Here is a 25,157-nt window from a genome sequence, read left to right as displayed (position 1 = left end):
GGCAGCACGAAGCTGCGTCCGCTCGGCCTGCCGCCCTGGAGCGACAAGCTCGTCGGCGAAGTGGTCCGTCTGCTTCTTGAGGCGTACTACGAGCCCACGTTCTCCGACTCCTCCCACGGTTTCCGTCCCCGCCGGGGCTGCCACACCGCGTTGAGTGATGTGGTTCATACCTGGACGGGTACGGCCTGGTTTGTCGAGGGCGACATCGCCCAGTGCTTCGACCGGCTTGACCATTCGGTCATGCTCCGAATCCTGGGCGAGAGGATCCGCGACAACCGGTTCCTACGGCTGGTGCGTAACATGCTCAAGGCCGGATACATGGAGGACTGGGTCTGGAACGCCACGCACAGCGGAAGTCCGCAAGGCGGGGTCGTTTCACCGATCCTGTCCAACATCTACCTGCACAAGATGGACGAGTACGTCGAGAAGGTTCTGATCCCGGAATACACCCGGGGAGGAGTCAGGCAGTCGAACCGCGCCTTTCATCGGGTGTGGGCGGCTATGGCACGGGCTCGCAAGCGTGGTGACCGCACCACAGTGCGGGAACTGCGCAAGCAACTCCGCAGCATGCCCAGCATGGATTCTCATGATCCCGGCTACCGGCGGCTGCGGTATGTGCGTTATGCCGACGACACCTTGCTCGGGTTCGCCGGACCGAAGGCAGAGGCCGAGGAAATCAAGGAGCGTCTGGCACAATTCCTACGTGATGAACTCGGGTTGGAATTGTCGCCGGAAAAGACGCTCATCACTCATGGCCGCACCCAGGCCGCGTGGTTCCTCGGCTACGACATCACCGTGCATCACAACGACCGCAAGATCACCGGCGGACGGCGTTCCGTCAATGGGGTCATCAGATTGCGCGTCCCTCGTTCGGTGGTATCTGCCAAGCAAGTCCAGTACATGGAGCGCGGCAAACCCGCGCGTCGGCCCGAACTGCTGAACCAGGACGATCACGTCATCCTCAGCACCTACGGGTCGGAGTACCGCGGCATCGTCCAGTACTACCTGATGGCCGGCGACGTCTTCCGACTCGCCCGGCTGCAATGGGTCATGGAGACCTCGATGTTGATGACGCTGGCGAACAAGCACCGCTCGTCGGTGTCGAAGATGGCCCGCAAGTACGCGACCACCATCGAGACGCCGCACGGGCCGCGCAAGTGCTTCGAGGCCCGCGTCGAGCGCATCGGCAGGAAGCCACTGGTCGGACGGTTCGGCGGGATCCCGCTGCGACGGGACAAGAAGACGGTCATCAATGACCGTCGGCTGGCCCCGGTCAACACCAAACGCAAGGAGCTGGTCACCCGGCTCCTCGCCGGGCGATGCGAGGCATGCGGGCACGTCGACGAGATGGAAGTCCACCACGTCGCCAAGCTCACCGACCTCGGAAAGCCAGGACCGGACCGGCCACCGTGGGCAGATCTCATGGCCGCACGGCACCGCAAAACCCTTGTGGTCTGCGGACGTTGCCACGCGGACATCCACGGAAGGAAATCTGTCCCAGCACTCACGGAGTAGTCACTGGAGAGCCGGGTGCGGTGACAAGTCGCAAGCCCGGTTCGGGCTGGGGGCCGTGGGAAAAGGACCTGCTCAGCAGGCACCTCGCCGACGGCCCACCAGTACCCTGTGGCGCAACCTGTGCGGCAAGGTCCTGGCCGAGGTTCGCTCCCACGCCGTCTGCTGGGCGACCGCGGTGAACCCCACCCGACCCGGGGGCGTACGCGAGCAGACCACCCGCGAGCGCCGGCACAAGGTCCACGACCTGCTCGGCCAGGGCGTCGGGCTGCTCGAATGCGCCCGCCGCCTCGATGTCGCCCTGAACACCGTCAAGCGGTACGCCCGCATGAAGGAGCCCACCGGCGACCGCCGGGCACCCCGCTTCAAGCCCACCCTGGTCGATCCCTACCGCAACCACCTTCGTCAACGTCGGGCCGAGGACCCCGCGGTGCCCGTCACCCACCTCCTGCGCGAGATCAAGGAGCAGGGCTACACAGGCAGCGCGAACCTGCTGGTCCGCTACCTCGCCCAGGGCCGCGCCGAGGGCGACAAACCCGTCACCACCCCGCGGCGCTTCGCCCGCCTCCTTCTCACCCGCCCCGAGAACCTGCGAGACAAGGACGCCGCACTACTGGAGGAACTCACCGAGACCTGTCCCGAGATGGCCGAACTCGCCCGCCTGACCGGAGAGTTCGCGCACCTGCTGGCGCCGACAGAGGGCAACGACGCCAAGCTCACCGAGTGGATCACGTCAGTTCGCTCCGTCGACCTGCCCCACCCGCACTCCTTCACGAACGGTCTGGAACTCGACCGGGCCGCCGTCGACGCCGGACTCACCCTCCCGTTCCACAACGGCCGCACCGAGGGAGTCAACACTCGAACCAAACGGATCATGAGGCAGATGCACGGCCGAGCCGGATTCCCCCTGCTCCGACACCGCATCCTCCTCCAGTGATCACCACAGAGCGCTACCACCGATTACGAGACAGAGCCGAAATCCTGATAGACCCCCACCGGCTTCACACTGATCGGCGATCCGGGTGACGACGGCTGCGCGCCGAACCAGATCAGCGGCAGTGTGTCGCTGGCCAACAACCGGGGCGGCGTCGAGCTGGTCTCGAACCATATCGGCGGGACGGTCGCGGTGAGCGGGAACACCAGCCACGGCCCGTTCCCGGAGGACAACGGCACCGGTGCCGTAGGTGTCGGAGTACGTTTCGATGGAGTGTCTGACCCGGGCGGCGAGGGGGACGTCGCGGTAGTCGCCGGCCTTGCGGTGCTTGAGGGGCGCGTAGGTCTTGGTGGTCTGGTTGACCTGCTCGGTGATCCGGTAGACGTCGTCGGCGACGATGATGTTGATGTTGATGTTGACGGCCAGGGCTTCGCCGTTCAGCAGGCCGCAACCGCTCATGAGCTCCGCGACCAGGCGGAAGGCGTCGTCGCCGGCGGTTCGGATGCTCTGCAGTTGCGGGACGGAAGGGATCACCGCTCGTGCGGGGTCGTACTGAGGAGCCTGGACTCCCTTCAGCGGGCTGTCCTCGTAGATCCCGAGCCGGTGCGCGTCCGAGAGGATCGTCTTCAGACGGATGAACGCGTTGGTTTGGGCGGCAGGCCCGACTCCGTTGCGCTCCATCTCCGAGATGAAGGCTTCCACGACCTTGTGGTCGAAGGTTCCCATGCGACGGCTCGCGAAGGCGGGAAGCAGGTGGTTCTTGAGCGTGGATTCGGTGTTCCGCAGCGTGGTCGGGCTCTGGTGCCGTTGGCCCTTGAGCCATTCGGTGGTGTAGGCCGAGAACTGCATGCTGCCGTACTTCTTGATGCGCTCCGCCTTGTGCACGCTCATCGGGGAGTTCTTGCGCGCGTGGTAGACCTCGGCGAGGCGGCTCTTCGCCAGCTCCTGGGTGGTGAAGCCGGATTCCTCGGTCTGCCAGCCCGACGCGTTGCGGTACCGGATCCTGTACTCGTGCGGGCACTTGCTCCAGCGGGAGCTCGGGTGCTCGCACTCCTTGAAGAAGCTGCCCATGCCGCGGACGAGACCTGTGCTTGCCATGATGGCTGACCCCCGGAGTCTTGCTGACCCTTTGCTGACCCCGGATGGTGGATCATGCTTCTGAGCTGGGCGGAAACGTCGAGCGCGTGATAGCCAGGCGGTATCGAGACCACCGAGTACGAGTTCACCCACGGCCACGGCCACGGCATGCGCCGCTGCCGCTACCGCAGGCGGCCAAGGCACACCTGCGGCACGTGCTCGCCGCGATCGCCGTCACCGTCGAACACCTCGGCCGGCACCTCTTCGGGGGAGGCGCGCCCCACGACCAGTGACCGCCTTCCAGGGCCACCTCGACCAGCGAAGGCGGCCAGTGCCCGTGTTCCTGGCGAACCGTCAATTCCATGGCGGCGATCGAAACAGCGGGACCCGGCCCGGTGCGGCACCGGAGGCCCGTCTGCGCGTCGGGCCTCCAGTGCCGACAGGACCACCGAGGCACGTCCGCCAACCTGGTCGATACATCCCATGACTGTGAAGTGCGCGCACTCTCCCCTGCTGCCGGCGAAGGCAGTTCCTCCGTGCGGGTCGGAAGAAGTTGTGTCAGCCATCTGGACAAGGTGACAGGTTCACTCCAACAATCATCCCATGTGTCGCTGCTGGTGGTTCGAGCGTCGCTGCTTGCGGGCGCCCGGTCCCGTCCTGTCCCTCTTCCGCGGCCGCCGGATTCTCACCACCCCGCCTTCTACCGCTCCCAGGAGGAGTCCCCGTGCCCCTGTCCCGTCGCGCGTTCCTGACCGCGGCCGGCGCCGTCGCCGCCGCGAGTGGCTCCGGCCTTCTGCCCGTCCCCGCCGCCCGGGCTGCCGGCAGCGGGCCGTACGAGCCGACCTGGCCCTCGGTCAACCGCCACACCCCGGCCCCCGAATGGTTCAAGGACGCCAAGTTCGGCGTATACTTCCACTGGGGAGCCTTCAGCGTCCCCGCGTACGACAACGAGTGGTACCCGCGAAACATGTACCAGCCGGGCTCCGGCCCGAACCAGCACCACCACGCGACCTTCGGAACCCCGGCCGCCTGGCCCTACCACACCTTCATCGACGGCGGTCGGGACAAGGCCGGTACCTTCCACCAGTTCGCGCCGAGGCTCGTCTCCCGGGGCGGCCGGTTCGACCCCGAGGAATGGGCGCGGCTGTTCAAGGCCGCCGGCGCCCGCTTCGCCGGACCCGTCGCCGAGCACCACGACGGCTACTCGATGTGGGACAGCCGGGTCAACGAATGGAACTCCGCCGCCCGCGGCCCCAAGCTCGACCTGCTGCGCCTGTTCACTGACGCGATCCGCGGCCAGGACATGAAGCTCCTGGTCGCCATGCACCACGCCTACAACTTCACCGGCTACTACCAGTACACCCCCACCCAGAGTGACCCCGGTCTGAAGAAGCTCTACGGCCAACTCGACCGGACCGCCGCCAACCAGCTCTGGTACGACAAGCTCAAGGAGGTCGTCGACCGCGCCCGCCCCGACATCCTCTGGCAGGACTTCAACCTCGACGAGGTCGACGAGCGGAAGCGCTTGGAGTTCCACGCCTACTACTACAACCAGGCCGAGACCTGGGGCAAGGAGGTGGTCTCCACCCACAAGGAGCAGTACCCGAGCCCCGGCGAGGTCTACGACTTCGAACGCGGCGGACCGGGCGACCTGCGCGAGCCGTACTGGCTGACGGACGACTCCGTCAGCAGCTCCAGCTGGTGCCACACCACCGGCATCGGCTACTACTCCACCCCGCAGATGATCCACGCCCTGCTCGACCGGGTCAGCAAGGGCGGCAACATGCTCCTCAACATCGCCCCGACGGCCGACGGCACCATTCCCCAGGAGCAGCGCGACATCCTGCTCGGTATCGGCGACCACCTCACCCGCTTCGGCGAGGCCGTCTACGACACCCGTCCGTGGACCGCCTACGGGGAGGGCCCGACCGCGATGGGCGGCGGCGCCTTCACCGAACCGGTCGCCGGGACCGCCAAGGACATCCGCTTCACCCGGAACAAGGCAGGCACCGTCCTCTTCGCCACCGCCCTCGGCTGGCCCTCCGACGGACTGACCGTCACCACCTGTTCCCGCAAGCGCGTCGACCTCACCACTCTGACCGGCGTACGGCTGCTCGGCCCGGGCGCGGGCGAGTCGGTCGAGATCTCCGGATGGGCCCAGGACGCCGACGGCCTGCGCGTCCCGCTGCCCGCGGCCGCCCCGTTCGCCGCCGAGGCCTACACCCTGCGACTCACCTTCACCGCCGCCATCCCACCCCTCACTCCACCCACCCGGATCACGGCCTTCCGCGACATCGACTTCCACGGCCCCCGCGCGACACTCCCACTCGGCGACCACACCGCCGCCCGGCTCCGGACAGCCGGGCTGGGCCCCGCGAGCATCTCCTCCCTCCACATCCCCACCGCGTACCGCGTCGTCGGCTACCCCGGCGACCACTTCACCGGCACCCCCTGGACCTTCACGACCGACACCGCCGACCTGCGCACCGCCGGCGCCAACGACAGGATCCGCTCGCTGCGGGTCACCCTCGCGCCCGAGCCGTGGCTGCGGATCGCCAACGCCGCGACCGGCCTGGTCATCGACGGCGGCGGCGACGTCCCCGCCGGATCCGTGGTCAAGCAATGGACCGCGGGCTCCAGCACCAACCTGCAGTGGCACGCCATCGAGCTCGGCACCGGCCGCTACCGGCTCGTCAACCGCACCAACGGCCTGGTCATCGACGCCACCGGTACCGCGGCCGCCGGAACCGTACGTCAGCGGGGCTGGGACGGCGGCGACGGCCAGCAGTGGACGATCACCGACGCCGGCGCGGGCGCCTGCACCATCGCCAACCACGGCAGCGGCCTCCTCCTCTCCGGAGCGGGCGCGCGCACCGACGGCGCCCCACTGAAGCTCGCGGTTCCCGGCACCGATCCGGCCTCCCACTGGACCCTGCGCGCCGTCGCGTGAACCACCCGCGGCCACGGACCACCACCTCCTGAGGCCGGATCCCACCCCGGACCCGTGGAGCACCACCCAGGCCCGCCGCCGCCCTCGACTCCCACGCCACCTGCCTCCGAACTCGGCGTGCGCCACCCGGCGGCCGCGCGGACCTGGCGGGCCGCGATGAGTGCACGGACAGGACGCCGCGGGGGCGCTGCTCAGGACAACGATCGGTTCAGGCCCGTTCGTTGGTGAGGTCGGCGCGGGTGGTCCCGAGTTTGGCCAGGACGTGGGAGGCGTGGTTCTCGACGGTCCGGACGGAGAGGAACAGAGCGTTGGCGATCTCCTTGTTGGTGGCGCCGGAGGCGAGCAGGTCGCGGATCTGTTCCTCGCGCGGGGAGAGCCGGTCGCCGTAGCCGGTCCGGCCACGCGGGTTGACGGTCTTCAGGCCGAGTCCGCGCAGCAGGCGGTGGCAGCGGGCGGCGTCGGAGGCCGCGCCGAGGCGTTCGAGGGTGGCGATCGGTGCGGCCAGGCGGGCGGCGGCCTCGTCGAGGTCGGTGCGGGTCGCGGCGGCGCGTTCGGCGGCGAGGGCGGCCCGGTAGGGGCGGCCGATGTCGGTCCACAGCGCCGCCGCGAGGTCGAAGGCCGTCGTCGCGGCGTCGGGGTCGCCGGTTCTCAGGAGCAGGCCCTGGCAGTGGTGGTGTTCGGCGGCGGCGCCGGGTGCGTCCCGGCCCTCGGTCCCGGTGGCGTGGCGTGCGGCCAGGGCCGCGGCCTCGGCCTCCCGGTCGAGGGCGAGGAGGGTCTCGACGGCGGTGGGGACGAGGTCCCACGCGCAGGTCCAGGCCTCCTTGCGGTCGAGGAAGGAGAGGAAGTCGAGGGGGTCGGTCAGGGTACGCCAGGCAGCCTGGGGGTCGTTGCGGGCGAGGTGGAGGCGGGCGGCGCCGGCGGCGGCGCCGAGCGCGTTCAGGTGCAGGCCGCCACGGTCCAGGACTCGCCCGAACTCGGCGCCGGCCTGTGCGGTGAGGCCGCGGGCGGTGGCGGTCAGACCCGCAGGGTGGCCAGGATCCCCCCTGACCCGAACGAGCTGTCCGGGTAGCGCTCCCGGAAGGCCGTCAGGCCCCGCTGGGCGTGGTCCCAGCGACCGGCCTGCCAGTCGAGCTCCACCTGGAAGGCGTCCAGGTAGATCTCCAGCACGGGCAGCCGGGCGTGCGGTGCCATGGCCCGCGTCTCGGCGATGCCGGCCGCGGCGCGCCCGTCGTGACCGACAGCGAGCGAGCGGCCGGCACCGCCGCAGGCGATCATCGCCGTGCGTTGGAGCACCTGGACGTCGTCACCCTCGCGGGGCAGCGCCGCCAGCAGCTCCGGGACGGCGGGATCGGCCACCGCACACCGCTGCAGGAAACGGGCGACATCGAGCAGCGACCGGGCATGGTGGTCCTCGTTCCCGGCCAGCAGGGCGTAGCCGCGCTCGACCATGTCCCGTTGCTCGGCGAGCGAGAACCGGTCTGTTTCCGACACTCCCAGCAGGGCGAGCAGCCTGGCGGCCATGACCGGATCGCTGTCGCCGACCTCCGACCGGGCGGTCAGCAACTCCTCCTCGCCCGACAGGTCCCCGGCCTCGTAGTTCAGCAGTACCCCGAGGCTCGCCCTGATCCCGCCACGCACCGCATCGGGCAGCCCCGTCACCCGCAGGACCCGGCGCAGGATCCTGATCGCGGTGGCGGCCGCGGTGCCGGCCGAGGCCGCGGAGCCCAGGGCCCAGGCGGCACGGGTGAGCTGTTCGGGGGTGAGACCCGGCTGGTCGATGATCGCGCCCAGCAGGGCGGCGGCGGTGCCGTGGCCGCCGACCGCCGTGGCCTGGTCGGCGGCGGCCTGGGCCCGGGGCAGCCACGCGGCCAGGTCGCCCATGGCGCGGGCGTGGTGGGCGATCTGCACCAGCGGCGGCGGGTCCTGCGCCAGCAGTACCTCCAGGACGCGTCGGTGGGTGCGGTTGCGCACCGGCCCCGGAATGCCGTCGTAGACCGCCTCCCGCGCGAGGGCATGGGCGAATCCATAGGTGTCCGGACCCAACTGGCGCAGCACCACCGCGCCGAGTGCCTCCGTCAAGGCGTTGTCGCCGCGGGTGTCGTCCAGGCAGGCGGTCGCGGCGAGCAGTGACTGCGTGGCCGGGACCGCCAGCACGGCCACGGCGTTCACCAGCGCCGCCGCGTCCGGGCCCAGCCGCGCCCTGCGTTCGGCCAGCAACTCCCCCAGGCTGCGGGGCACCCGCAGCGCGGCCGTGTCCGCCGCGCCCGGTGAACGGGCGAGGGCGAACAGGTCCTCCTCGATCACCAGCGGCAGACCACCGCTGCGATCCAACAGGGTCCGCACCAGAACAGTGGCCGGTTCACCGCCGAGCACGTCCCGAGCCATCTCCCGCAGCTCCGCCTCACCCAGCGGGCCCAGCACGATCTCGGCCCCGCCGGTGGCCGGCGGACGCCGGAACGGCACTCCCGGCACCGGACGGCCACCCGGCAGGTCCTCCGCCCGGTAGGTCAGCACCAGCGCGACGTCCCGCGGCATGTTCCGCGCCAGCAGGAGCAGCAGCTCCCGGGTCGCCTCGTCGGCCCAGTACACGTCCTCCACCACGAGCACCGCCGGCGCCACCGCTCCCAGCAGCTCCCTGAGCTCCACGGCACGCCCCACGAAGGAGCACCCCCGCACGCCCCTGAAGGCCCAGCCGTCACCGAGGTCGTCCACAACCGGCTCCCATCAGGCTCGTCGTGCCCATGACCCCGACATCCACCGTCACCCGGCCAGAACGAGCGGCCGAACCCGCCGGTCCGCGGTGGCCGGAGATCGTAGCGGTGCGGGCACCGGTCGGGTCGCGGCCGATCACCGTACCGGCGAGGTCGCCGGCAGCGGACATCCACGCACGAACCGAAGGCTGACGATCCGTCATTCTCGCTCCGTTTGATGGCTACGACAGGAGGTTCTTTGAAGGAGGAGACGAGACAGAGCCAGTTCGCTCGACAGACCCACCAACCTCCCAGTGCAGGGGAAGTGCTTCGCCCGCCCCGGCGATTCGGGCACCGTTCGGGGCGGTGGGGCGGTGGGGCGGTGGGGCGGTTTGCGGGGTCGCGTCCGGTGGTTGGTTCTGGGTGGAGCGTTGGGCCCGGTCAGTGGACGCCGAGTCCGGTGAGTGAGGGCGCCGAGCAGTGCGGCGGCGCCGAAGTCGAGCGCGAGGGGCGTCAGGTGACTTCCGCCGGCCGCGCAGCTCCACCCGCGGCTTCGCCTTCCCGGGGACCGGGGGCTTCATCCTCCGGTACCTGCTCTGTCGGTGCGCGTCAGCGGTGCGGCGGCGGCCTGTTCGCCGGGTGCGGCCGAATCGTCGTCGGGACCTTCCCACCGGCGAGTTCTTTCCTGCGGCGAATCCCAACTCCTGGGGGCGTGCACCGGTAGCCATCGCACCGGAGTGTGCGGCGAACGGTCGGATTCTGCGCCGAGCGGTGCGCCGAACGGGCGAGCGGGCATTCGGACCCCGGCCCGCTCGGCGGGGGCGCGGATCGGCTGAGGTCACAAGGAGGTCTCGGTCGTTCCCCCCTTGACGGTGGTGCCGATCCGAGGGTGTCATGTGCCTCATCGCGCTTCGGCACCTCGGACACCGAGTGCTTCGGCGATGCTATCCCGGGTGTCGACCGGTCTTGTTCACGGGCCGGGTTCTCCACTGACGCCCGGTCACCACCACCGGGCCCCACCCGCCTCGTTGAGAACCTCCGCGTCAGGGTGTGCCCCCGATCGGCCGACGCCTCGATCGTGTCCCCGGTATCCGCGGGGCCGTGGCGGACGGTCATCGAGAAGCCCGGTTCCTCATGGCCCGGCCGGCTTTGCCGGCGGGCGACGCAGCAGCCCCTCGCCAAGCGTACCCGGCCGTCGGCACGTGAAACCAGCCGCGCTCACGTCCTCGCCGTCCGGGTCCGCCGTCCCGCAATCCCGCTGACTTCTCCGCGCCGTCGGCGGTAACGGCTCCACCGGATCCCCAGGCCGGCAGGCGCCACTCACCCTCATCCCTCTTGCGCCCCACACAACGGCCCGAACGTCCCACCCCGTAGGACACGCTGTAAGGAGCATCCACCCATGTTCAGAAGACCCGCCCTCCGGACGCCCTCCGGACGCACCGCCCCCACCCCCGTCACCCGTCCGGTCACCTCGCTGGTGGCCGCGCTCGCCCTGCTGGCGGGTTCCGCCGCCGTGTTCCCCGCGCTGGCGGTGGCGGCGGAACCCGCCCAGGCCCCGTACGGCGCGAACGACGCGCCGGTGCTGATCGTCCTCGGCCAGAGCAACGCGGAGGGGTGGGGCGCGTCTGTCCAGGACCCCGCCGATCTCCAGCAGTGCAAGTCCTTCACGAACGTCCAAGGGTTGAACCAGACGAACAACCGGGTGGTCGGAGCGACGAGCGCCAAGTGGTCGCCGTACTCCTGCAAGGGCAACAACCTCGGTGAGGAGCACGGAACGGCGGGGGTCCCCAACTACAACGTCGCGACGGCGACCGCGCTGCGCTGGCAGCGCGCCATCGACAAGGGCACGAAGCTGCCCGACCTCAACGTGATCCACATCGCCTGGGGCAGCCAAGGCATCCAGCAGAACGACACGATCTGGGGCAAGGCCCTGTGGTGGCCGGAGCGCGACCCGAGTGACGTCGAAAGCCTGTTCCCGCTGGCGATGAACACGATCACCAACGGCCTGCGGGCCCTGCAGGACGCCGGCAAGCAACCGCGCGTCATCGGCATCCACTGGAACCAGTGGGAGGCCGAGGCGTCGAACGGGACGACGGTGAACGTCGGCAACGTCCAGAGTGCGTTCCTCAAGGTCTTCAACCCGCTGCGAGCGATCACCGGCGACACCGGTGCCCCGTTCTTCCTCTACCGTCCGCGCTCGGTCGGCTACAACAAGACCTCGACGCTGCACGCCAAGGACGCGCTGGTGAACATCGCCGCCGCCGCCCCCTACAAGCTGCTCGACGCGAAGGACGCCACCACGCTGACGTACTCCGCGGACCAGATCACCTCGACGCCGGGTGCCTACCTCTACACCCTCCGGAACAGCACGGAGCAGCAGATCGAAAGCACCTCGTGGAACGTGCCCGCCGCGGAGAAGAACTTCGGGATCTTCACCGACACGAAGCACTACACCGCCGACGTGCACAAGTGGTTCGCCGACCAGCAGTGGAGGACCGTCTTCGCCGACAAGCAGTACGGCGCGCCGGTGAAGGCCACCGTCAACGCGGCGCTGAACCGGCCCGCCACGCAGTCCTCCACCAATACGACGGCGGTCGGCCCCCACACGGCGGGCCTGGCGGTGGACGGCAACCTGAGCGTCTCCACCACGACGAGCCTCAGCGCCACCACCTCGGAGCCGCAGCCCTGGTGGCAGACCGACCTCGGCGCGCAGCGTTCGATCCGGTCCGTCGAGGTGTTCAACCGGACGGACGGGGGCCCCAACCGTCTCGCCGACCTGTACGTCATGGTGTCGCCCACCGATCTGACCGGGCGCAGCCTCGACTCGATCAAGGCCGACCCCACGGTCAGGACGATCTATGCCTCGGGCAGCACACCGAGGAAGCTGACCGTCCCCGTGGGCGCCGACGGACGGTTCGTCCGGATCCAGCTCGCCGGTACCAACTACCTGACCCTGGCCGAGGTCCAGGTCAACGTCCCCACCGGCTGACGCCGGGGCGGGACTCCGCCGCGGAGCGGGCCGCGGGCTCGCTCCGCACCCCCTGACGGCGATCAGGCCCGGGACACCTCGGCAGGACTGTCCCCCCAGCCCCTGCCGGCCCGGTGCCGTCGCCCCGCTCCGCGGACGTACTCCCCCCGGTGTCCGCGGAGCACCCGCCGGAGCGGGCCGCCCCGCCCGCTCCGGCACCTTCCGGGGAGTTCCCAGTAACGGTCCGGTAACAGAGCGGGACAGAGAGCCCCACCCACCACTCCTCCCCCGGAGAGCCGAGGACGGCCTTCCGGGGGAGGTCCTTCGCGTGCGGGGGACATCCCGTGGACCGGGGCAGGTCAGCCGGCTTTCACCCGACATCGATCGAACTGGGCGACGCCCCACCGCGATGCGAGGCCATCCGCACGGGGACAGCCGGACAGGATCTGCATGCCACCCACGGTCGGAGCATTGACCGATGCTCAGCTCCAGGCGCTACTGCCGTCGGAGAGCCTGGGACAGAGCGCCGTTGATGAACTGACGCGTCGCTACGGCGACGTGATCCTGGCCTGCGTGCTGGGACTGAGTGCCACCCCGGACGACGCTCGGGACCTCTCGGCTGCGGCCCTGACCAGAACCGTCGACTCCTACGGCCGGGGCGCGACACCCGGCCCGTCCTGGATCGTCTCGCTCCTCGGGGAGGCCCGCTACCTCGCCGCCAGAGCCGCGGAGAGGGGAGAACGCGACGCCCTTTCGCCCGGCTTCCTGGCCTGGCTGGACGAACTGGCCGGAACGCACGGCGGCCACCGGGCCGCCCTGGCCGCGGCCGAGGAGGAGAGCCCGCTGCTGCGGTCGCTGGCGACACTCGCCGACGCGCAGGTGGCGCAGCTGTGGCGGGGCCTCGTCCCGCTCCCGGGGTCGGACACCCCCTCCGTCCTGGACCGACAGGCGCTCGGCGACGCGTACGTGCGCCTGTTCGTGGCGACCGTCCCGGAGCGGCGCTGTCGCCATCTGGCCGTCCCGTTGTCGGCGAGCGCCGGCAACGACGCGCCGGCGGCCGGCGACCTGACCCGGCACCTCGCCAGGTGTGCCCGGTGCGGCAGGGTCCTGGCGGACCTGGAGGCCGTGTACTGCTGGGACGTCGGGTTCCTGCGGCGGCGGCTGCTCATCCAGTTCGACCCGGAGTCCACGGCGGCCGGGCCCGACCGGGCCGGTCCGCCGACTCCGGCCGTGCCGCCGCCCGCCGGGAGCGCCGATCCGGAGCCGGCCGAGCCGCCCGGCCGGGTGTCGCGGCGGCGCAGGGCGGTGGGAGGCCTTCCCCCGCGGCTACGGCGCTGGGGCGTGGTGACGGTGGCCGGCGCGGTGGTGGTGGTGCTGGTGTCCGGGCTGTCGTGGGGGCCGGGGGAGGACCAGGTCGCGGATCCACCCGCCCCGGGCACGCCGACCGCCCCGGAGACACCGCTTCCGAGCCCTTCACCCGCGGCCGAGTCACCGACCGTCACCGCACCGCCCCCGCTCCCGACGCCGACGCCGACGGTGAGCGAGTCGTCCCGCGCCACGGAACCGCCCGCCGTGCCGCCCCCCACACCGTCCCGTGGGCTTCCCGTTCCCACGCCGTCCGTGACATCCCGCGCCGCCACTCCCACGAGCACCCCCACGAGTGTCCCCACGCCGGCGGTCCGCCCACTGCACCGCGGTGATGAGGGGCCGGAGGTGGTGAGGATGCAGGACCTGCTGATCCGGGTGAACTGCGTACCGTTGAACGTGCCCTACGCGAATGGCGGCTTCGACGACGCGACCGCGGGGTTCCTGAAGAACTTCCAACGCGCGGAGGGTATCCGCGGAGAGGAGCGGGACCGTACGGAGTACGGACCGCAGAGCCGTCGGGCCCTCGAAGGAGCCGGGGACCGTGACGTCTGCGGGAGCTCGTAGACCGGGCCGTCGACGGTGACGGACGGGGCGGCCACTGTTCCTCCGCGAGGTCGGTCGGTGGCGGACCGTGGTGAAGGGATGGGATGAATGCCGCACTCGATGGTGAAGGCGGACCGATTTCGCTGTGGGGGATTCGGCAAATCGCCAGGTGCATCGGGCATTTGCTCTCCAGCCCGGCCTGCTCTGATACTCCTATCCTCTGATTGATTGGACCTCTCTGATATCCTGGCTGGATCGTCGCCGGTGGGTAGTGTCCCGGGTGGCCGACCGTCGAATCCCTGCCTCTGGAGTGTGCGTCGATGTCCTTGACCGACATGGCGATCGCCCGTATTCGGGAGCTCATCCAGTCCGGGGAGCTGCAGCCGGGGTCCAAGCTCCCGCCCGAGCAGCAGCTCGCCGCCGAGCTGGGGCTGTCGCGCAACCTCATGCGGGAGGCGGTCAAGGCCCTGGCCGTGTCCAGGGTGTTGGAGATCCGGCGCGGTGACGGCACCTACGTCACCACGCTGGAGCCCGCGCTGCTGCTGGAGGGACTCAGTAGCGCGGTGGAACTGCTGCAGAGTGACACCCTGCTCGAACTCATCGAAGTGCGAAGACTGTTCGAGCCCACGGCCACCGGGGTGGCGGCCGCGCGGATCTCGGCGGAGCAGTTGAGCGCGGTGGAGCGGCACCTGGACGCCATGCGCGAGTCGCGCGACGATCCCGAGCGGCTCAACGCCCATGACGCGGCGTTCCACCGGGAGGTGATCGCGGCGACGGGCAACCGGACCCTGGCGACGCTGCTGGACGGGATCTCCAGCCGTACCCTGCGGGCCCGGATCTGGCGGGGCATGGTCGACGACAACGTCGCCGACCGTACGGTGCGGGAACACGAGGCGATCTTCGACGCCCTGTGCGGCAGGGACGCCGCACTGGCGCAGGCCGCCGCGCTGATGCACGTCACCACCACCGAACGGTGGCTGCGCGAGCACATGCTGGCGGACTGAGCGGGTCCGGGCCCCGCCGTGTCGGCGGGGCCCGGACGACGCCGACGTCCCTCGCGGGAGCGGCCGTTACCCCGTCGGGGCGTCGAGCCTGATCAGGCGTCGGGCCCGCAGTTCCTCCCACAGCCCGTCGGGGACCGGCCGGTCGTGCAGCGTGGTGTTGCGGACGACCTGTCCGGGGGTGCGCATGCCCAGGGTGACGTTGACGACGGCGGGGTGGTGGAGCGGGAACGCGACGGCGGCGGCGGGCAGCGTGGTGCCGAACGCTTCGCAGACGTCCGCGATCGCCTCGGCCCGGGCGAGCAGTTCGGGCGCGGCCGGTTGGTAGTCGTAGGTGAGGTTCGTCGTGGGGCGTTCGCGCGAGAGCAGGCCCGAGTTGAACACGCCCACGGCGACCACGGACTTGCCCAGTTCGATCGCGGTGGGCAGTACGTCGTCCAGCGCGCCCTGGTCGAGCAGGGTGTAGCGGCCGGCCAGCATCACGACGTCGGCGGCGGTCTCGCGCAGGAAGCGGGCGAGCATGGTCGACTGGTTCATTCCGGCGCCGATCGCGCCGACCACGCCCTGGTCGCGCAGCTCGGCGAGGGCGGGAATCGCCTCGGCGGCGGCCTGCTGCCAGTGCTCGTCCGGGTCGTGCACGTAGACGATGTCGAGGCGGTCCAGCCCGGTGCGGGTGAGGGTGTCCTCGATGGAGCGCAGGACACCGTCGCGGCTGAAGTCCCAGCGCCTGACGTGGTCGTCCGGGACGGCGAAGCCCTCGGGGTCACGCCCCTGGGGCCGTGGGTTGGGGACGAGCAGCCGGCCGACCTTGGAGGAGACGACGTAGGTGTCCCGGGGCCGGCGGGCGAGCGCGGTGCCCAGCCGGCGCTCGGACAGCCCGAGGCCGTAGTGCGGCGCGGTGTCGAAGTAGCGGATGCCGGCCGCCCACGCGGTGTCGACGGCCGCCTGGGCCTCGCTGTCCGGTGTGGGCCGGCCGAGGTTGCCGATGACGGAGGCGCCGAAGCCGAGCTCGGTCAGCGCGACCGACGTGCCGAGGATCGTCCGGTGCCGCATGGTCTCCTCCTGGGTGTGCGGTCCATCGGGCAGGCCTCCGGACGGGTCGGAGGCGGTGGGCGTGGTCACGCGGACTCTCCCCGGGACTCGGTGTCGCAGTCGAGGAGGACCTTCATCACGGAGGCGCCGTTCTCCAGCGCCTCGAAGGCGGCGGACGCCTCGGCGAGCGGCACCACCGCGCTGATCAGCCGGTAGGCCGGGACGGTGCCGTCGGCGATCAGCGCCACGGCCTTCTCGAAGTCGTCGCGGGTGTACAACCGCGCTCCGATCAGCGTGAGTTCGCGCCAGAAGAAGCGGTGCAGGTCGACCTCGCGGGGCCGGGCGTGGATGGCGACCAGGCACAGCCGGCCCCGGACGCCGAGGGCGGCGACGGCGCTGTCGACCCCGGCGGCCGCGCCGGACACCTCGAAGGCGACGTCGGCGCCCGCCTCGCCGGTCCATTGGTCCATGAGACGGGGGATGTCGTCGGTGCCGGGGTCCCAGGCGGTCAGTCCGAGGTCACCGGCGATCCGGCGTCGATGGTCGCCCGGTTCGAGGAGCCGGACGTCGGCGCCGTTGAACCGCGCGACCAGGGCGATGAGCGTGCCGACCGGTCCGCCCCCGACCACCACGACGCGCTCGTCCTTCCGTACGCCGGCGCGTGCCACGTCGTGGACGGCCACGGCGGTGGGTTCGACGAGCGCGGCGCGGTCCAGGGGGAGGTCGTCGGGCAGGCGGACGAGCGCGGCCGCGGGGACGTTCCAGCGCTGCTGCATGGCCCCGGGGGAGTCGATGCCGAGGAAGTCGAGGTGGTGGCAGACGTGGTGGTTCCCGGCGAGGCAGGCCGGGCAGGTGCCGTCCCAGCGCAGCGGCATCACGGTGACCGCGTCGCCCGGCCGCCAGCCCTCGACGTCCGGTCCCACGCTCAGGACCAGGCCCGACATCTCGTGGCCGGGGACGGTCGGGGTGGTGAGCCTGGCGTCCATGTCGCCGTGGAGGATGTGCAGGTCGGTGCCGCAGATGCCGACGTAGGCCGGAGCGACCTCGACCTCGCCGGGGCCGGGCGGCGACGGGCGCCAGTACCCGGTGGCGAGGGTTCGCGCACCGACGTACCGGACGGCGAGAGAGGTGTTCATGGGGTGTCGGACTTCCTTTCGCTGGGGGGAGACCGGTGGTCCGCCGACGTGCGTCGAGACGGCCTCGGCGTCCCGGGCCGGACGTCAGCTCGCCGTGGGGCGTCCGCGCCGCACCGGTGCCGTCCGGGCGGGTGGCCCCGGCGGAGAACCCTGGCTCCCGAGGGCTCGGCCCTCACGCGGGTGTCGAACGCCTCGGTGCGGTCCCGGCCGTCGATCGGGTCGACGGCGCTCCGCGGGCAGGGACCGGCGCCGGGGCCGCGAGGGCGGCAACGCGCCGGAGCCGGGTGTGGACCTGGGTCGCATGGAGTCTTCCTCGCACTGATCCGCTGGACGACCGGCGGCGGCGCACGCGTGGTGACGATCCCGCCATCTTCATCAAGTAATGGGATGTATGTATAGACGAGGTTCTCGACTCGTGTCTAGAGTCCGTGCTTGACCTGGGGATATGGGAGGTGCTCCGGCCTCCCTTCTGTTGATCGGACCGGCCGATCCGATAGACATCCCATCAATCGCGGAGGCGCGGAACCGCGCCGAACGGCCCGGGCAGAGGCCGGGCCGTTCGCCCGCTACGGGCCGTCCTGGGCGGCGGGGGGCCGCCCCGTGCTGGCCCGGACCACCAGTTCGGTGGGGAGGAGCCAGGGGCGCAGCGGTCGCCCCGTCGCGCCGCCGCGGAGCTGCTCGACCAGGACGCTGATGCACCGCCGTCCGATGTCGGCGAAGTTGACCCGCACGGTGGACAGCGGGGGAATGGTGTAGGCGGCCTCGGGGACGTCGTCGAAGCCGATCACGCTCACGTGCTCCGGCACCCGGCGGCCGGACTCGTAGAGGGCGCGCAGCAGGCCGACGGCCATCTGGTCGTTCGCCGCGTGCACCGCGGTGACCTCCGGGTCGGTGGCCAGGACCCGGCCCAGCTCGTAGCCGGACGCCGCCGTCCAGTCGCCGACCAGCGGTTCGGGGACCGGCGCGCCCGCCGCGACCAGGGCCGCGAGCCACCCGTCGCGTCGCAGTCCGGAGGCGATCCAGCCGCGCGGGCCGGCGAGGTGGTGGACGGTCCGGTGCCCGAGGTGCAGCAACTGCTCGGTCGCGCGCCGTGAGCCTTCGAGCTGCTCCGCCGCGATGACCGGCACGCGCGGATCGAGCGACGCGTCGACGGCGACCACCGGCACCTTGCGGGGGAGGTCGAGCAGTGCTTCCGCGATGTCGCGGTGCGGGGCGATGGTGATCAGGCCGTCGACGGAGCGTTCCAGCAGCCGGTTCGCCGCTTCCCGGACCGGCAGGGCCCCCAGGGAGCGCATCGGCGCGACGCTCACCATGTATCCGGTCTCCTGCGCGGCGAGGGCGATGCCCTGGACCACGTTCGCGGGGCCGAAGTCGGCCACGTCGTAGGCGATCACGCCGATGGTGCGGGACTCGCCGGTGGTGAGCGCGCGAGCGGCCTGGTTCGGGAGGTAGCCCAGCTCGGCCACGGCGGCGAGCACGCGGGTCCTGGTTTCCGGGCGCACGGCCGGACTGCCGTTGAGCACGCGTGAGACGGTCTGCTTCGACACTCCCGCCATCCGGGCGACGTCGCGCATCACGGCGGCGCCACCGTGCTGGTCGGTGTCGGTCGGTTCGGTCTCCCCCATGGCGTACTCCTCATCCGTGCGTGCCGGAGCGACCCTGCCGGCATGGGCCAGGATGTTACCGGTACCAATGACCACGTCAACCCTACCGGGGCAGCGGCCGGGTTGCCTGTGGCCGTCCGGTGGGGCGGGCCGCTCTCCGTCCGGGCGGCCGGTGCCACGGTGACCGGCCCCGGACGGCGGCCGTACGTGCGCGGGTGCTGCCCCGAAGGGCCTTGGACGGCACGAGGGTTGTCAGTGCGGCGCGGTGGTCCGCGGGTTCTGCGCAAAGTGTTGACAGTGAAAATGTTCCCGGTAACACTCGGCCCACCGTCGCATTTTCGGCCTTTGGTGGCCACCCCCGGGGTGGCCCGCCGTGCCCCGGTGCCCCCCCTGGCGCATTCTCCCGGCATCACGGACGACCAGCCCCGATCACAGGGAGCTGTCGCCGCGGGAGGTGGGCCGGGCAGCTCAGAGAGGAACAGTCCCATGTTCGCGAACCGTCCGCATCAGAAGGCACGACGTGCCCGTGTGCTCGCCGCCGTGACAGCGCTGGTCGCCCTCGCAGGGTGTTCCAGCGGTGGCGGTGGCGGTGGCACCGACAACGCGGACGCCACCCTGACCGTCTGGACGGACGACACCCGCCAGCCGGCCGTGGAGGCGTACGTCAGAGCCCACCCGCAGGCGCGGGTCAAGGTGGTGCTCACCAGCTACAAGCCCGGTGAGGTCGCGCAGAAGATCGCCCTCGCCGACCGGGCCGGCAAGGGGTGGCCCGACGTCGTGTTCCTGGGCTCCCCGTCGGACGTCTCGGCGCTGGCGGCCGCCCCGCTGCGCTTCGCCCAGCCGCTCGACGACCTCGTGCCGGAGCAGACCCGTCAGCAGTTCGCCAAGGGGACGTTGGAAGGCTGCACCTACGAGGGAAAGCTCTTCTGCCTCGCCAACGACGCCGCGCCCGTGGTGCTCTGGACCAACGAGACGCTGATGAAGCAGTTCGGCTACAGCGTGCCCAAGACCTGGGCCGAGTACCAGGAGCTCGGCATCAGGCTGGGCAAGGAGCACCCGGGCTACCTGATCGGCGGCATCAACGACGTCTCCGGCTACGGCGCGTTCTTCGGGGGATCGGGATGCCCCGACCGTGAGACCACGGGGCCCACCGACATCAAGATCGACCTCACCGACCGGCGGTGCACCCGGGTCGCGGAACTCCTCCAGCCCCTGGTCGAGAACGGGACGGTGACCGCCACCAGCCCCTGGGACCCGACGTTCACCGAGGAGGTCGGCAAGAAGAACGCGATCCTGATGTACCCGGCGGCCGGCTGGTTCGGCGAGTACGGCTTCAAGGGTGCCTACAAGACCCCCGGCGGGCAGCTGGCCGCGCACTCCGTCCCGGCCTGGACCGGCGACGGCGCGGTGACCACGGGCGCCATGGGCGGCGGGCTCTGGGTGGTGTCCCGGCACAGCCGCAACCTCAAGGGCGCCGCCGAGATCGCCACCTGGCTGACCACCAGTGACGCCGCGGACGGCATCGTGGCCGCGTCCGCCCTGCCCGCCTACACGCCGGCGGCGCGCACGTGGTGCGCGGCCCGCGCGGCCGACGCCTTCTACGCCGCCGACCCCTGCCCGGCGATGCTCGACGCGGTCGGCAAGATCGCCGAGAACTACGACTACATCCGCTTCGAGGGGCAGTTCGCCGACTCCTACGCGCAGACCTTCGTGGCCACGGCGGCCAAGAAGGGCGATCTGTCGGGCGCGCTGACGGTGTGGCAGAAGCAGCTGGTGCAGGCCGCCGAGAACGCCGGTTACAAGGTCTCCCGGTGAGTCGCACCGTCCGGGCCGGGCGCCGGGGCCGGTGGGTGGGGCCGCTGTTCGTCGCGCCGTACCTGCTGTTCCTCCTCGCCTTCGGCCTCGTCCCGGTGGGATACGGCCTGTGGACCACCTTCGTGGTCTCCGACCCCTACGGCGGGGAACGCACGGGCACCGACAACTGGACCAGGGTCGCGTCCGACTACCGGCTCGGGCCGGCCGTCGAGCACATCGCGCTCTACCTCGCGATCTGGCTCCCGCTGCTGCTGCTGACGATCGTCTCGCTCAGTCTCCTGCTGCACGCCCGCAAGGGGCGCTTCGCGGGGGTGATGCGCCTGGCCTACTACCTGCCGGGCGCGGTGACGGGGTCGGCGGCGGCGATGATGTGGATCTTCATGATCAGCCCGCAGTACAGCCCGGCGGCGCCGCTGCTCCGGGCGCTGGGCTTCGACTCCAGCGCGGAGCTGCTGGGAGGGCCGTGGCTCCCGGTGATCCTGTCGGTGGTCGCCGTCGAGGCGGGCGCCGGCGGCTGGATCGTGATCCTCTACGGGGCGCTGCAGTCCATCCCGGACGAGGTGATCGAGGCGGCCAGGATGGACGGCGCCAACGGCTGGCAGCAGGCCGTCCACATCAAGCTGCCGATCGTCCGCAAGTACCTCGCGTTCATCCTCATCACCAGCTTCGCCGGGGGCACCCAGCTGTTCGTCGAGCCGCAGATGCTGGCGCTGGTGTCCAAGGGCGTCATCAGCGCCACCTGGTCGCCCAACCAGCTCGCCTACGTCTACGCCAGCGGTGAACTCTCCTTCGGCCGGGCGTCCGTGCTGTCCGTCCTGCTGCTGGTCGTCGGTCTGGGCGCGGCGCTGCTGGTCATCTACCGCACCAAGTTCTACGAGACCGACGCCCGGAGGTAGTTCCATGACCCTGATACCCCCGAGGCGGCGCCGGGCGCGCGAACGGGCCGGCGCCTGGACCCGCGACGCGCTCCTGCTCGCGGCCGCGGTGCTCTTCCTCGCGCCGATCGTCTGGATCGTCCTGGCCCCGACCAAGACCGAGGAGTCCATCCGCGGCGGATTCCCCTTCGCGGTCGGCTCGCCGGCGAACGTCGGGCGGGCCTGGGACAACCTGTTCGCCTTCAACGACGGCATCATCCTGCGCTGGATCGGCAACTCGCTGCTGTACTCGTCGGCCGGCGTGGCGCTGAGCCTGGTGCTCTGCGTCACGGCCGGGTACGGGATGGCGAAGTTCCTGTTCGTGGGCCGCAAGGCACTGCTGATCTCGACCCTGATCGCCATGATCGTGCCGACCACCGCCACCGTCCTGCCGCTGTACGTGGAGCTCGCCGCGGTCGACCTCACCGGGACGGCGCTGTCGGTGATCCTGCCCCTGGCGTTCTACCCGTGGGGGGTGTACCTGGCCTACACCTTCTTCTCCAGCAGTCTGCCGGACTCGCTGCTGGAGGCGGCCCGGGTGGACGGCGCCTCCGAGGTGAGGATCTTCCTCGCCATCGCGCTGCCGCTGGCTCGACCGCTGGTCGCGCTGATCGCCTTCTTCGGCTTCGTCTCGGCCTGGACGAACTTCATGCTGCCCTACCTGATGCTCGGCGACACCGAGGACTACCCCCTGCCGCTGGGCCTGAGCGTCCTGCCGATGGAGAACATCGTCTCGGGAAACCCCAACTTCTCCAACGTCGACATCGGGCTGCCCGAGGCGGCGCTGGCGGGCGTCCTGTCCGTGCTGCCCATCCTGCTCATGTTCCTCCTCGCCCAACGCCACCTCACCTCGGCGCAGTTGGCCGGGTCCGAGAAGGGCTGAGCGCCCCCCACCCCACCTACCCCCACCCCCTCACCACCCCCACCCCTGAGCCGTGAGGAGTTCACGATGAAATCCCCGTCAACAGCCCTGCGCAGGACCGCGACGCGGCGTCCGCGCCCGGTCGCCCGGGCGGCGTCCGCCCTGATCACGCTGCTGGTCGCGGCGGCCGGTCTGGCACCGACCCAGGCCGCCGCCGCGACACCCACCGTCTACCACGTCCGGACGACGGGCGACGACACCGCGCCCGGCACCGCGGCGGCGCCGTTCCGGACCATCCAGCGGTGCGCCGACCTCGCGGTGGCCGGTGACACCTGCCTGATCCAGGCGGGGACGTACCGCGAGACGGTCACCCCGAAGGCCTCCGGCAGGCCGGGCGCGCCCGTCACGTTCGCGGCGGCCCCCGGGGCCCGGGTGACCGTGGACGGGACCGATCCGGTCACCGGCTGGGTCCGCGACACCGGGCAGATCTACAAGGCGCCGGTGAAGCTCGCCGGCACCCCGGCCGCCCCGTACGGTTCCACCAAGTACCCGTCCAACGCGGACCTCTGGGCCAACCAGGTCTTCGCGGGCGGGGCCCTGGTACCCGAGGCCGCGTACCCGGCGGCCGCCAGCGACCCGTGGCAGGAGTCCTTCATCACCCAGGGGCTGCGGACCACCCGTTCCGGATCCCCCGAGACCTGTTCCGTGCCACCCTGCACCACCACCCTGACGGGCACGCTGACCTACGACCAGTTCGCGGCGCTGGGCGACATGACCGGGGCGACGGTCTACCTGGCGGGATCCTGGGTGGCGAACTCGGCGACCGTCACGAGCGGCACGCTGGACGGTACCAACAAGGTGCTCAACCTGAGCTTCCCGGCGAGCGACATGCACGTCGAGCCGGGGGGCAACTCCTCGAAGTTCCGCCTGGTCGGCAAGAAGTCCCTGCTGCGGGGCCCGAACGCCTGGTACTACGACCCGGCCGGGCAGCAGCTCTACCTGTGGGCCCCCGGCGGCACCGTGCCCGAGGGCGTGACGGCCAAGCGCCGCAACTACGGCTTCGACCTGAACGGGCGCAGCCACATCACCGTCCAGGGCATCGGGCTGCACGCCACCTCGGTGACGACCGACGACGGGAGCACCCAGAACGTCCTCGACGGCATCACCGCCGAGTACACCTCCACCTGGCAGACCACCCAGTTCGACAGCACCCTGCCCTACGCCGGGATCTACGACGCCAACCACCACTCCGACAGCGGCATCCTGCTGCACGGCACCGGGAACACGATCCGCAACAGCGTGCTGCGCTTCTCGATGGGCAACGGCATCTCGGTCAAGGGCAGCGGTCACGTCGTGACGAACAACCTGATCCGGGACGTGGCCTACGGGGGCACCTACACCGCGGCGGTGGCGCTGGAGGTGGGCAGCCGGGACGTCACGATCTCGCACAACACCATGCGGAGCACGGGGCGGGACGTGATCAACATGAACACCAACGCCTACCCCAACGACGGGTACCGCAACATCCGCATCGCGTACAACGAGATGACCGACTACGCGAAGATCAACTATGACCTGGGCGCCGTGTACACCTGCTGCAACACGGCCTACACCGGCACCAGGGTCGACCACAACTGGATCCACGACCCGGCCCAGATCGGCAACGGGCTCCACTTCGACAACGGCAGCTACGACCTGAACGTCGACCACAACGTCATGTGGAACCTGCGCGGCGGCACGGGTGTCTCCTTCGGCGGTTTCGTCGACTCGGGCAAGGACCTGCCGTACCTGACGGGCACCTTCACCGCCAACACCATCGTGTCCGCCGGGGCGTCCACGATCTTCCAGTACTACGCCAACCCGGCCCACGTGGCCAACACCGTCCTGCGGAACAACATCCTCGACGGAAAGCACCCCGACGGGAGGCCGTACGAGCACATCCCGGGCGGCACCCCCAACCAGACCAACAACCTGATCACCACCCGGAGCAAGGACGGCGGCCTGCCCGACCCGCTGTACCGCGCCGCCGCCAACGGCGACTTCACCCTCGCGCCCTCCTCGCCGGCCGTCGACGCGGGTGTGCCGGTGCCCGGGGTCACCGACGGCCACACGGGCGCGGCCCCCGACCAGGGCGCGTACGAGGTGGGGCAGGCCGCCTGGGTCCCCGGGTGCACCCTCGCCGGGTGCGGCGCGGCGGTCGGCAAGCCCGCGGTGCTCGTCAGCGCCAAGAGCGGGAAGGTCGTCGGGCTCCCGGACGCCGGCAGCCCCGCCCGGCCCGCCCTCCAGCAGACGCTGGGCGTCCTGGCCGGTCAGCAGTTCACCGTGACGCCGGTCGGCGGCGGAGACGTGCGGCTGGTCGACCGCCGGTCCGGCCAGTGCCTGGCCCCGGCGGGAGGCTCCGGCGCGGACCAGACGCCCATCCAGGCGGTGCCCTGCGGCACTGACCCGGCCCAGAGCTGGACGGTGGCCGACACCGGTTCCGGGCTCCGGAGTCTGGCCTCCCGGCCGAGCGGCAAGTGCCTGGACGTGGAGGGCGGTTCGATCGCCGACGGCGCCCGGCTGATCCTGTGGCCCTGCGGGACCCAGGCCAACCAGCGGTGGACGCTGGCCAACGTGTCCACCGGGTGACCGACGTCCCCTCCAGTGTGGTGGGGGGGGGGGGGGCGGGGGCCCCCCCCCGGACAACACCCCCCGGGGGGGGGCCGAACCGCACCCGCACACCCCGCCCCCCCCCGCCCCCTAGCAGACCCA

Annotated in this window: 15 protein-coding genes and 1 pseudogene; 10 read left to right on the top strand and 6 right to left on the bottom strand. The window is 71.1% G+C overall.

Going from position 1 to position 25,157, the window contains the following annotated elements; genetic code table 11:
• On the top strand, positions 1–1,515 hold a 1,515-nt coding region (locus ACFXHB_RS38180), incomplete at its 5' end, for a reverse transcriptase domain-containing protein (RefSeq protein ID WP_380580570.1).
• Between the two features lie 106 nt (positions 1,516–1,621).
• Positions 1,622–2,449 (top strand): annotated as a pseudogene (locus ACFXHB_RS38175) (transposase); the annotation flags it as partial.
• Here ACFXHB_RS38175 and ACFXHB_RS38170 read toward each other — a convergent pair.
• A complete protein-coding gene (locus tag ACFXHB_RS38170; protein ID WP_380580568.1) occupies positions 2,450–3,517 on the bottom strand; it encodes a site-specific integrase in 1,068 nt (355 codons plus the stop codon). It abuts the pseudogene before it with no gap.
• 730 nt (positions 3,518–4,247) lie between these two features.
• Between ACFXHB_RS38170 and ACFXHB_RS38165 the strand changes: the two genes are divergently transcribed.
• Complete coding sequence (locus tag ACFXHB_RS38165) at positions 4,248–6,473, top strand: alpha-L-fucosidase (RefSeq protein ID WP_380580566.1); 2,226 nt, start codon at positions 4,248–4,250, stop codon at positions 6,471–6,473.
• Positions 6,474–6,681: 208 nt separating this feature from the next.
• On the opposite strand, the gene ACFXHB_RS38160 is transcribed toward ACFXHB_RS38165, so the two are convergent.
• Together ACFXHB_RS38160 and ACFXHB_RS38155 are read right to left on the bottom strand one after the other, a co-directional pair.
• Entirely contained in the window at positions 6,682–6,819 is a 138-nt protein-coding gene (locus ACFXHB_RS38160) for a response regulator transcription factor (RefSeq protein WP_380580575.1), read from the bottom strand.
• Between the two features lie 668 nt (positions 6,820–7,487).
• The gene (locus ACFXHB_RS38155; RefSeq protein WP_380580564.1) at positions 7,488–9,119 is read right to left on the bottom strand and encodes a hypothetical protein; all 1,632 of its coding nucleotides are present in this window, start codon (positions 9,117–9,119) and stop codon (positions 7,488–7,490) included.
• A gap of 1,443 nt (positions 9,120–10,562) precedes the next feature.
• On the opposite strand from ACFXHB_RS38155, the gene ACFXHB_RS38150 reads away from it, so the two are divergent.
• From ACFXHB_RS38150 to ACFXHB_RS38140, 3 genes are all read left to right on the top strand, one after another.
• A complete protein-coding gene (locus tag ACFXHB_RS38150; protein ID WP_380580562.1) occupies positions 10,563–12,152 on the top strand; it encodes a discoidin domain-containing protein in 1,590 nt (529 codons plus the stop codon).
• A 450-nt stretch (positions 12,153–12,602) separates the two neighbouring features.
• Positions 12,603–14,063: a peptidoglycan-binding protein gene (locus tag ACFXHB_RS38145; RefSeq protein ID WP_380580560.1), complete on the top strand. Its 1,461-nt coding sequence runs from the start codon at positions 12,603–12,605 to the stop codon at positions 14,061–14,063.
• Positions 14,064–14,362: 299 nt separating this feature from the next.
• Positions 14,363–15,046, top strand: coding sequence for a FadR/GntR family transcriptional regulator (locus ACFXHB_RS38140; RefSeq protein ID WP_380580558.1), 684 nt, complete (start codon positions 14,363–14,365; stop codon positions 15,044–15,046).
• A gap of 66 nt (positions 15,047–15,112) precedes the next feature.
• Here the strand turns inward: ACFXHB_RS38140 and ACFXHB_RS38135 are convergent, their stop codons facing one another.
• The 3 genes from ACFXHB_RS38135 to ACFXHB_RS38125 all read right to left on the bottom strand — a co-directional run bounded on the left by ACFXHB_RS38135 (position 15,113) and on the right by ACFXHB_RS38125 (position 18,836).
• Positions 15,113–16,096 (bottom strand): aldo/keto reductase, encoded by a 984-nt coding sequence (locus ACFXHB_RS38135; protein ID WP_380580573.1) that lies wholly within the window; start codon positions 16,094–16,096, stop codon positions 15,113–15,115.
• 65 nt (positions 16,097–16,161) lie between these two features.
• On the bottom strand, positions 16,162–17,211 hold the full coding sequence (locus tag ACFXHB_RS38130) for a zinc-binding dehydrogenase (protein WP_380580556.1): 1,050 nt from the start codon (positions 17,209–17,211) through the stop codon (positions 16,162–16,164).
• A 566-nt stretch (positions 17,212–17,777) separates the two neighbouring features.
• The gene (locus tag ACFXHB_RS38125; RefSeq protein ID WP_380580554.1) at positions 17,778–18,836 is read right to left on the bottom strand and encodes a LacI family DNA-binding transcriptional regulator; all 1,059 of its coding nucleotides are present in this window, start codon (positions 18,834–18,836) and stop codon (positions 17,778–17,780) included.
• A gap of 465 nt (positions 18,837–19,301) precedes the next feature.
• On the opposite strand from ACFXHB_RS38125, the gene ACFXHB_RS38120 reads away from it, so the two are divergent.
• The 4 genes from ACFXHB_RS38120 to ACFXHB_RS38105 all read left to right on the top strand — a co-directional run bounded on the left by ACFXHB_RS38120 (position 19,302) and on the right by ACFXHB_RS38105 (position 25,034).
• Positions 19,302–20,630, top strand: a complete 1,329-nt coding sequence (locus ACFXHB_RS38120; protein WP_380580552.1) for an ABC transporter substrate-binding protein — start codon at positions 19,302–19,304, stop codon at positions 20,628–20,630.
• Positions 20,627–21,526: a carbohydrate ABC transporter permease gene (locus ACFXHB_RS38115; protein WP_380580550.1), complete on the top strand. Its 900-nt coding sequence runs from the start codon at positions 20,627–20,629 to the stop codon at positions 21,524–21,526. The genes ACFXHB_RS38120 and ACFXHB_RS38115 overlap by 4 nt, the downstream gene beginning before the upstream one ends.
• A gap of 4 nt (positions 21,527–21,530) precedes the next feature.
• Positions 21,531–22,427, top strand: a complete 897-nt coding sequence (locus tag ACFXHB_RS38110; protein WP_380580548.1) for a carbohydrate ABC transporter permease — start codon at positions 21,531–21,533, stop codon at positions 22,425–22,427.
• Between the two features lie 66 nt (positions 22,428–22,493).
• A complete protein-coding gene (locus ACFXHB_RS38105) occupies positions 22,494–25,034 on the top strand; it encodes an RICIN domain-containing protein (protein ID WP_380580546.1) in 2,541 nt (846 codons plus the stop codon).
• Positions 25,035–25,157 lie beyond the last annotated feature (123 nt).

This window comes from Kitasatospora sp. NPDC059327, assembly GCF_042752535.1.
GTDB lineage: Bacteria > Actinomycetota > Actinomycetes > Streptomycetales > Streptomycetaceae > Kitasatospora.
This window is presented reverse-complemented; position numbering and strand designations above follow the sequence as displayed.

What these genes read in the sequence shown, in the direction of transcription:
- ACFXHB_RS38110 (WP_380580548.1), top strand. Translation starts at nt 21,531, where the DNA reads ATGACCCTGATACCCCCGAGGCGGCGCCGGGCGCGCGAACGGGCCGGC.
- ACFXHB_RS38170 (WP_380580568.1), bottom strand. Translation starts at nt 3,517, where the DNA reads ATGGGCAGCTTCTTCAAGGAGTGCGAGCACCCGAGCTCCCGCTGGAGC.
- ACFXHB_RS38140 (WP_380580558.1), top strand. Translation starts at nt 14,363, where the DNA reads ATGTCCTTGACCGACATGGCGATCGCCCGTATTCGGGAGCTCATCCAG.
- ACFXHB_RS38120 (WP_380580552.1), top strand. Translation starts at nt 19,302, where the DNA reads ATGTTCGCGAACCGTCCGCATCAGAAGGCACGACGTGCCCGTGTGCTC.
- ACFXHB_RS38125 (WP_380580554.1), bottom strand. Translation starts at nt 18,836, where the DNA reads ATGGGGGAGACCGAACCGACCGACACCGACCAGCACGGTGGCGCCGCC.
- ACFXHB_RS38150 (WP_380580562.1), top strand. Translation starts at nt 10,563, where the DNA reads ATGTTCAGAAGACCCGCCCTCCGGACGCCCTCCGGACGCACCGCCCCC.
- ACFXHB_RS38135 (WP_380580573.1), bottom strand. Translation starts at nt 16,096, where the DNA reads ATGCGGCACCGGACGATCCTCGGCACGTCGGTCGCGCTGACCGAGCTC.
- ACFXHB_RS38130 (WP_380580556.1), bottom strand. Translation starts at nt 17,211, where the DNA reads ATGAACACCTCTCTCGCCGTCCGGTACGTCGGTGCGCGAACCCTCGCC.
- ACFXHB_RS38105 (WP_380580546.1), top strand. Translation starts at nt 22,494, where the DNA reads ATGAAATCCCCGTCAACAGCCCTGCGCAGGACCGCGACGCGGCGTCCG.